This is a genomic window from Frankia sp. AgKG'84/4 (genome assembly GCF_023242965.2).
GTDB lineage: Bacteria > Actinomycetota > Actinomycetes > Frankiales > Frankiaceae > Frankia.
The window spans coordinates 1-4,375 of the sequence record NZ_JALKFU020000455.1 but is presented as its reverse complement, the minus strand read 5'-3'; the positions used below and the strand labels follow the sequence as shown (position 1 = coordinate 4,375).

The window sequence follows — 4,375 nt, the reverse complement described above, 5'->3', positions numbered from 1 at the left end:
CGCCCGCGTCGGCGGGGTCGGCGGCCGGGCCGGGCAGGGCGTCGGCGGTCGTCGCCGCGGCCTGCGCATGGTAGGCGGCCGACCACAGGACGAGCAGGTCCCCGCCGAGGCCCAGATGCCGGGCGAGGTCCAGATGCCGGGCGAGGTCCACCTCGGCGCCGGTCGGAGGCGTCTGCGCGCTACCGGGGCGCCCCGGTGGGCCGGGCACCTCCCGGGGGCAGGCTGTCACCCGATAGCCGGCGTCGGTCAGATGCCAGCACAGCCACCGTGCCCACGCCGCGTCCGCGTCAACATGGGAGACGACGACATCCCAGGACAGTCCCGGCGCCGCCGGCCGGGTGGGGCTGTCGGCGATGGGCGTGCCCGTGGGATGCGTCGGCCGCGTCGGGTCGCCTTCGCCACTGGCCTGCTCGCCCCTGGTCACACCGGCAGCCTGCCATGCCGACGCGGCGAGGTCCCGCGGGCCGTCTGGTGGGCGCCGGTGGTGGCTGCTGGACGCGTCTTCGGCTGACTACAGGCCGACGTGGGCGGAGGGGTTGTCGCGGTCGAACAGGCCCCCGGCGCGGATGTAGCCCTCCAGGGAGGCGGCGGAACGCCAGCGGCCCTGGCGCATGATCGACCGGTCGGGGACGCCGGCGCGGGCGGCGGCGGTGGCGAACCCGGAGCGCAGGGAGTGCCCGGCGAAGTCGGCGGGGTCCAGGCCGGCGGCCCCGGCGCGGCGTTGGACGATGCGGGCGACGGAGGCGGGATGCAGCCGGGTGGTGCCGAGGTGGCCGTGGCGGGTGATGGCGCGAAACGCCGGGCCGTCGGTGAGTCCGGTGTGCGCGCTCCAGGCGGCCCAGGCGCGGACCGGGCAGGTGGCGCGGTGCGCGCCGTAGGTCAGTCCGACCAGGGCGCCGGCGCCGTCCTGGTCGGTTTTGGACCGGCGGATCGCCAGGATCAGGCCGTCGGGGGTGGTTTCGATGTCGGTGACGTCGAGGCCGACGAGTTCGGCGCGGCGCAGGCAGCCGGCGAACCCGATGAGCAGCAGCGCCCGGTCGCGCAGGTCGGCGCCCGCGTCGTCGCGTAGGGGTGCGACGACGCGGGTGAGCAGGGCGGTGTCCAGGGCGGCCTTGCGCCGTGGTGGGGCGCCGTGGGTGCGGCGCACCCCGCTCCACACGGCGGCGACCTCGGGGGCGGTGGCGGGGTTGGGATGGCCGGCGAGCTGGTGGGCGACGGAGATCGCGGCGAGCCGGCGGCGGATCGTCGTCGGTTTGTAACCGGCGTCGGCGAGGGCGGTGAGGTAGCCGGCGACGGTCGCGGGGCTCGCGGGCAGCGCCGCCGGTGGGGCCGGCTGACGGTCGCACCAGCCGCGGAACTGACGCAGGTCGCTGTCGTAGGCGCGCCAGGTGTTCGCGGAGCGCGACGCGCGGGCGTAGTCACCGACCCGGCCGGCGAGGGCGACGTCGAGGGTGTCGGGTACCTGGGTGTCGGTGGTGGCGGGGTGCGTGGTGAGGACGGTGCCGACCAGCGGCGCGGCCGGCTCGCCGCCGGCGGCGGGTTCGACGCTCACCACTGCGGCGCGGCGGGCGAAGCGGGAGGGATCATCGCCGTCCACGATATCCGGGCTGCGCGTGGCCAGCGGTGGCGGTGCGTGCTCGCCTCTGCCGCGGGCAGGGCGGCGGGTGAGGTGGCCGGTTCCCGGTGGGTGTCAGCCGGTGTGGAGGTGCATGGCGTGGCGGGTGGCGAGGGTGGTCAGGTCGGGGATGCCGAACTCGGTGACGAAGGTGTCGAACAGGGTGACCTTCGCGGCGCCGAAGCGGCGGAGCTGGTCGCGGTAGGCGGTGGCGGTGAGGAAGCTGTCGGGGCGGCTTTTGGAGTGGAACTTGTCGGCGTACATGACCAGGCGTTCCTCGACGGTCCGCGCGAGATAGTCCGCCGCTGGTAGCGGTAGGGAGCCGGCTTCGATCTCCTCGCGGGTCAGGCCGACGCCGGTGTGGCAGGAGGCGAAGCGGCAGACCGCGGCGGGTTGGCCGTCGGCGGCGAGCAGGTCGTGGCCCAGGACGCCGTGGCGTAGGTACTGGGTGTGGTCGAGGTGGCCGTCGGTGTCGTAGAGGCGGTAGACGCCGATGTCGTGCAGCAGTGCGCCGGTGCGGACCAGGGCGCGGTCGGCGTCGGGTGCGGCGCCGGCGGCGAGCAGGGTGGCGGCGATGTCCCAGACGATGCGGCAGTGGCGGTGCACGCTGGTGAACGCCGCGGTGGTGGGCGCGTGGCGGCGGTGCAGCTGTTCGGCCAGGTCGCCGGCGGTCTCGGTGGTCTCCTCCGGGCCGTGTGCGGTGGTGGTGGCATCGGCCGGGGCGGTGGTGGGGGCGGCGGGACCGGGTGGGGGCGTCCGCCGGCTGGTTGTCGTCATGACGGCGACCGTAGTGGAGTGTCCCGGTCCGCGGCGGGCGGTTTGACGGCCCGCAGGGTGTAGGTCAGGGGCGGGCGGGGGGTGCCGTCGGGGGCGCGGTAGAGACCGTCGGTGCCGCGGCGCAGGTTCGCGGCGCGGGCGAACAGCGTCACGGGACGTTCGTGGACGAACTGGATGTGCAGTCCGGCGCCGGCGACCGCGGTGATGACCTCTCCGAGGGTGTGGTCACATTGCACGGTGACGTTGTCGGTGGTGGCGGCGTCCGGGGCGGCGTAGGAGCCGGCGGTGTGCCAGCGCCGTGGGACACCGGCGAAGTAGTCGCCGATGATGCGCTGGCCGTCGTGTTCGTCGAGGATCTGGGTGATCGGGTGGAACTCGGCGAGGTACAGCGCCCCGCCGGGGGCCAGCAGGGCCGCGGCGGCGCCCGCCCAGCGGGTCAGGTCCGCCAGCCACACCAAGGCGCCGAAACCGGTGTAGACGACGTCGAAGCCGCCGCGGCCGAGGGCGTCGGGGGCGTCGTAGACGTCGGCGACGACGAACCGGGCGGGCAGGGCGAGGTCGGCGGCGAGCTGGCGGGCGGCGTCGATCGCCGCCGGGGAGAAGTCCAGGCCGGTGACCGCGGCGCCGCGCGCGGCCCAGGACAGGGTGTCAACGCCGATGTGGCATTGCAGGTGGGCGAGGCGGCGGCCGGTGACGTCGCCGACCTCGACGGGTTCGAATGGTCGCAGGCTGTCGAGGGACACCCGGAAGCCGTCGACGTCGTACAGGTCGCTGGCCAGGTGCAGCGGCACCCGTTCGTCCCAGAACGCCTGGTTGTGGGCGGCGGCCTGGGTGTGGCTGCCGTCGAAGGGTGTTCCCTGGGCGGGCGCCTGCGGGTGGGGCGGTGCCTGCGGGTGGGGCGGGCCGGCGGGCGGGGGGCTGTTGTCGGGGTGTGCGGCCATGACGCGGCGGGTGTCCCTCCAGGGGTGTGGGGCCCGGGTGGCCCTCGGCGCGGGCCGGGGGGTTACGCGACGTGCTGGCGGGCGCGGGGCCGGCGTGCCCAGGCCGTGTCCAGGGTGCGGGTGTACAGGTCGGTGGAGCGGGCGCCGGCGACGGCGATGGTGCGGTCGACGACGACGAACGGGATGCCGGTGACGCGCATGTCGTGGGCGGCGCGCTGGTCGGCGAAGACCCGTTCGGTGTAGGCGTCGCCGTCCAGGACCCGGCGCACCTCGGCGGCGGGCAGGCCGACGGCGGTGAACACCTCGACGGCGACGTCGGGGGCGAACACGTCACGTGCCTGCGCGAAGTGGGCGTGGTGCAGCGCGCGCACCGCCTGGGCCGCCTCGCCGGCGTCGCCGGCGAGGTGCAGCAGCCGGTGCAGGTCGAAGGTGTTGCCGTTGCGCCGGTCGCCGCGGTAGCCCAGGCCTTCGTCGCGGGCGGCGTCGGCGACGCGGTGTTCGCGTTCGCACAGTCGCGTGCGGGGGGTGTCGGGGAACTTGCGGGCGAGCGCGTCGAGCAGCGCCTCGGAGCCACCGCGGGGCAGGGTCGGGTTCAGCTCGTAGGAGTGGAAACGCACGACGACCTCCTCGCGGTGCGCGAATGCGGCGAGCGCCCGGTCGAACCGGGCCCGCCCGACGTAGCACCACGGGCAGACGACGTCACTCCAGATGTCCACACGCACGGCGGACCACCATCCTCTTCGTCACCGCGATCCGGTCGCGGCTGCCGGGCTTCGGCGAAGGGCACGTGGCGTGCGCCGGTGGCCCTTCGACGTCGCCACCGCACCGAGTGAACACCACCGTTGCCACCCGGGTGGGCGGCGGTGAAGGTGACGATCGGCGCACACCCCGGCGGGTGAGATCCGCGCCGAGGTGCCGCACGGCGCCGGCCGGCACCAGCGGTGCCGTGGGGGGCTCCGGTGTGGTGGGCGGGTGGGGTCTCAGGCGGTGTTCGCCGGCGCGTCGTGGAGGGCCGGGGCCGGCACCGCCGCGGGGGCGGGGG

The 4,375-nt window shown here is 75.6% G+C and carries 4 protein-coding genes and 1 pseudogene; all 5 read right to left on the bottom strand.

The features are described from left to right. Positions 1-424: pseudogene (locus MXD58_RS21125) on the bottom strand (hypothetical protein); the annotation flags it as partial. A gap of 87 nt (positions 425-511) precedes the next feature. Next, positions 512-1,597, bottom strand: coding sequence for a site-specific integrase (locus MXD58_RS21120; RefSeq protein WP_248839465.1), 1,086 nt, complete (start codon positions 1,595-1,597; stop codon positions 512-514). A gap of 93 nt (positions 1,598-1,690) precedes the next feature. Continuing rightward, complete coding sequence (locus MXD58_RS21115) at positions 1,691-2,392, bottom strand: HD domain-containing protein (protein ID WP_284678664.1); 702 nt, start codon at positions 2,390-2,392, stop codon at positions 1,691-1,693. Then, the gene (locus MXD58_RS21105) at positions 2,389-3,333 is read right to left on the bottom strand and encodes a class I SAM-dependent methyltransferase (RefSeq protein ID WP_248839466.1); all 945 of its coding nucleotides are present in this window, start codon (positions 3,331-3,333) and stop codon (positions 2,389-2,391) included. Before MXD58_RS21105 ends, MXD58_RS21115 begins: the two co-directional genes overlap by 4 nt. Positions 3,334-3,395: 62 nt before the next feature. Further along, on the bottom strand, positions 3,396-4,055 hold the full coding sequence (locus tag MXD58_RS21100) for a DsbA family oxidoreductase (protein ID WP_248839467.1): 660 nt from the start codon (positions 4,053-4,055) through the stop codon (positions 3,396-3,398). Positions 4,056-4,375: the final 320 nt, after the last annotated feature.

Bases quoted from the DNA above. Each gene is read 5' to 3' on its own strand.
- MXD58_RS21115 (WP_284678664.1), bottom strand. From the start codon at position 2,392: ATGACGACAACCAGCCGGCGGACGCCCCCACCCGGTCCCGCCGCCCCC.
- MXD58_RS21105 (WP_248839466.1), bottom strand. From the start codon at position 3,333: ATGGCCGCACACCCCGACAACAGCCCCCCGCCCGCCGGCCCGCCCCAC.